The 3,212-nt window shown below is 71.0% G+C and carries 5 protein-coding genes; all 5 read left to right on the top strand.

The window, feature by feature from the left end; all coding sequences use genetic code 11:
• Positions 1-170: 170 nt before the first annotated feature.
• The 5 genes from LXN57_RS47565 to LXN57_RS47545 are packed head-to-tail and all read left to right on the top strand — an operon-like array spanning position 171 to position 3,128.
• Positions 171-1,526, top strand: coding sequence for a Mu transposase domain-containing protein (locus LXN57_RS47565; protein WP_251804938.1), 1,356 nt, complete (start codon positions 171-173; stop codon positions 1,524-1,526).
• Positions 1,523-1,813: a hypothetical protein gene (locus tag LXN57_RS47560; protein WP_251804937.1), complete on the top strand. Its 291-nt coding sequence runs from the start codon at positions 1,523-1,525 to the stop codon at positions 1,811-1,813. The genes LXN57_RS47565 and LXN57_RS47560 overlap by 4 nt, the downstream gene beginning before the upstream one ends.
• A complete protein-coding gene (locus LXN57_RS47555; protein ID WP_251804936.1) occupies positions 1,806-2,015 on the top strand; it encodes a hypothetical protein in 210 nt (69 codons plus the stop codon). Before LXN57_RS47560 ends, LXN57_RS47555 begins: the two co-directional genes overlap by 8 nt.
• Positions 2,012-2,821: an IS21-like element helper ATPase IstB gene (gene istB / locus LXN57_RS47550; RefSeq protein ID WP_251804935.1), complete on the top strand. Its 810-nt coding sequence runs from the start codon at positions 2,012-2,014 to the stop codon at positions 2,819-2,821. The genes LXN57_RS47555 and istB overlap by 4 nt, the downstream gene beginning before the upstream one ends.
• Positions 2,822-2,837: 16 nt before the next feature.
• Complete coding sequence (locus LXN57_RS47545) at positions 2,838-3,128, top strand: hypothetical protein (RefSeq protein ID WP_251804934.1); 291 nt, start codon at positions 2,838-2,840, stop codon at positions 3,126-3,128.
• The last annotated feature ends 84 nt before the right edge of the window (positions 3,129-3,212 follow it).

Genomic DNA, 3,212 nt, shown 5'->3' with positions numbered 1-3,212 from the left:
TGATGGCGCTTCCTGAAACTCCCCACTTCTGCTAGATCAACTTCCTCACTTGGGTGATCCCTGGACGGTTCGTGTGGGCCGTCGCCGTTGGATCTTCGAGCCTGTTTTCGCTGGTGATCGCGCTGGCGGGGCGGGCGGAGGGTCCGGGGTTGCTCTCGTGGGAGGCAGATGTGGAGATCCATGCGTTGCGGGCGCAGGGGTGGACGATTTCGGCGATCGCCCGGCATGTGGGTGCCGACCGCAAGACGGTGCGGGGGTATCTGTCCGGGGCGCGGACGCCGGGGGTGCGTGCGCGTACCGGCCCGGACGTGTTCAGGCCGTTCGCGGAGTATTGCCGGATCCGGCTGGCCGATGACCCGCATCTGTGGGCGGTGACCTTGTATGAGGAGGTCGTCGGGCTGGGCTATCCGGGCGGGTACTCGACGTTCACCCGGTCGGTCCGCGAGCGCGGGTTGCGGCCGCATTGCGAGCCGTGCGCGGCGGCCCGGGGGCGGGATCACGCGGTCATCGAGCATCCGGCGGGTGAGGAGACTCAGTGGGACTGGGTCGAGTTGCCGGATCCACCGCCGGGTTGGGGTGTGGGTGCTCATGCGCATCTGCTGGTCGGCGCGTTGTCGCACTCGGGGCGGTGGCGTGGGGTCCTCGCCGACGCGGAGGACCTGCCGCATCTGGTCGAGGCGATCGACGCGGTGGCCCGCCGGTTGGGTGGGCTGACCCGCCGGTGGCGCTTCGACCGGATGGCCACGGTGTGCTCGCCGGTGTCGGGCCGGATGACCGCGCAGTTCGCAGGGGTGGCCAAGTACTACCAGGTAGGCGTGGACATGTGTCCGCCGCGGCACGGCAACCGCAAGGGCGTGGTGGAGAAGGCCAACCACGCGGCGGCGCAACGGTGGTGGCGGACCCTGCCGGACACCGCCGGCGTCGGCGAGGCGCAGGCTGCCCTGGACCGGCGGGCCGCCGCACTGGACGACCGTCGGCGGGTCCGTGACGGGCAGCGGCTGACCGTCGGCGAGCTGGCCGACGCGGAAGGTCTGCGGCCGGTTCCTGCGTTGCCGTATCCCGCGCAGCTCGAGGTGGTGCGGGTGGTGTCCGCGCAAGCCCTCGTGGCGTTCCGCGGGAACCAGTACTCGGTCGGGCCGGGGATGTCCGGGCAGCGGGTGACGGTCGGTCACCGGCTCGGCGCGGACACGATCACGATCACGACCGGTCGCGGCGCGGTGATCGCCGAACACCGGCGGGCACCCGACGGCGCCGGCACGACGGTCCGCGCGCAGCAGCACGTGGTGGCGTTGGAGACCGCGGTCCTGCAGGCGTTCTCCGACGCGCGTTCGTGCAAGCACAAGACCCGGCGGCCGCCGTCGCCGGCCGCGGTGGCCGAAGCAGCCCGGCTGGCCGGGCTGAGCGAGACCGGCCCGGCGGCCCGGGTCGTCATCGACATGGCCGGCTACGCCGCGGTCGCCGACCGCCTGGCCCGGCGAAGCACCGCCGCAGCCGACGACGGCGACAACGAACAGGGGATGGCATGACCACGACGCAACCCACCGAGAGCATCAGCGGCCAGGTCGAGGCGTGGGTGCGGCTACCGGCCGCGACGCTGGCCGCGACGATCGACCTGCTGCACCGCCTCGACGTGTTCTTCCGCGAACACGCCGACAGCACAGTGCACACCCAACTGAGCCTGTTCTGCGCCGCGACCGGCAGCCACCCGATCTGCGGGGCACCGGCGCTGCTCGACGAGCTCGGGCTGCGCGCCCTGATGCTCCGGACAGCCATGACAGCGGCCGGCACCGACCACGACCACGCCGATGAATAGCCCGCCTGGCCCGGGCCCGGCATATCCGCTCGAGCGCCCCGGCCCGGACCGTGACGACGCCCGGTTCACGATCGGTCTGCTGCTGGAGGTCGCCGCAGTCCTGCAACAGCACGGCTACCCGCCACTGGTCGCAGCCGCGGACCTGACCCGGCTGCACCGAGCCCTGTTCACCACCATCTACCAACCCAAGGAGCCCACATGACCGCAACCGCACCAGCGATGAGCGAGGCCCGCCTCTACCAGCAGCTACGCGCTCACCTCGGCTATCTGAAACTCAACGACGCCGCCGACGCACTCCCACGCGTGCTGGACATCGCCCGCGCCGAGGGCCTGTCGCTGACCGCCGCCCTGGAACGACTCCTCGACATCGAGGTCGCCGCGACCGAGGCCCGTAAACTCGCCGGCCGGCTCCGGTTCGCCTGCCTGCCCGAACCCTGGACCATCAGCGACTTCGACTTCTCCGCCCAACCCGGCGTCGACGAGAAACTCGTCCGTGACCTGGCCACCCTGCGTTTCCTCGACGACGCCGCGAACGTCCTGTTCGTCGGACCACCCGGCGTCGGCAAGACCATGCTGTCGGTCGGCCTGGCCCGCGCCGCCGCCGACGCCGGGCACCGCGTCTACTTCACCACCGCCGCCGACCTCGCCGCCCGCTGCCACAAAGCCGCCCTCGAAGGCCGCTGGGCCACCTGCATGCGCTTCTTCGCCGGACCCCGACTCCTGGTAATCGATGAACTTGGGTATCTGCCGCTACCCGGCGACGGCGCCTCCGCCCTGTTCCAAGTCATCAACCAGCGCTACCTGAAATCCTCCACCATCCTGAGCACCAACGTCGGCATCGCCGACTGGGCCAGCGCCTTCGGCGACGCCACCGTCGCCGCGGCCATGCTCGACCGGCTCCTGCACCGCGCCGCCGTCGTCGGCATCGACGGACCCTCCTACCGGCTCCGCGCCCACCAACGCCACGCCGACACCCTCCGCGCCGCCGCTGCCGCCCGCGCCGCCTGACCGAGAAGGACCCACCATGCACAACGAGCAGCCCGCCACCAGGAACTGCCCCACCTGCCAGAACCCGCTACCCGGCAACAACCCCCGCCGCCGCTACTGCAGCCCACCCTGCAAAGCCGAAGGCTGGCGCCGCGACCACCCCGACGACACCGACACCGACCGCATCGTCATCCCCCGCAAAACACCCACCCCGCCACCAGCCACCACCCTGCGCGACTGCCCCCACTGCGGCGAACCCGTCGCGATCGTCGCCCTGCTCGCCACCCCAGCAGCCGCCCAGGTCGACACGCCGCACACCATCCCATAAACACTGAAACCAACCGATAAACTCAACCCAACCAGGTGGGGACTTTCACCGAGCAGACCTGGGGATTTCCACGGAGCCTCATCA

Origin of the sequence: Paractinoplanes hotanensis (assembly GCF_023717965.1) — a bacterium.
Lineage (GTDB): Bacteria > Actinomycetota > Actinomycetes > Mycobacteriales > Micromonosporaceae > Actinoplanes > Actinoplanes polyasparticus.
Note: the sequence above shows the minus strand (reverse complement) of the source record. Positions and strands in the feature narration are given on the sequence as shown.

Excerpts from the sequence above, each read along its gene's own strand:
- istB (WP_251804935.1), top strand. The coding sequence starts at position 2,012 with ATGACCGCAACCGCACCAGCGATGAGCGAGGCCCGCCTCTACCAGCAG.
- LXN57_RS47560 (WP_251804937.1), top strand. The coding sequence starts at position 1,523 with ATGACCACGACGCAACCCACCGAGAGCATCAGCGGCCAGGTCGAGGCG.
- LXN57_RS47545 (WP_251804934.1), top strand. The coding sequence starts at position 2,838 with ATGCACAACGAGCAGCCCGCCACCAGGAACTGCCCCACCTGCCAGAAC.
- LXN57_RS47555 (WP_251804936.1), top strand. The coding sequence starts at position 1,806 with ATGAATAGCCCGCCTGGCCCGGGCCCGGCATATCCGCTCGAGCGCCCC.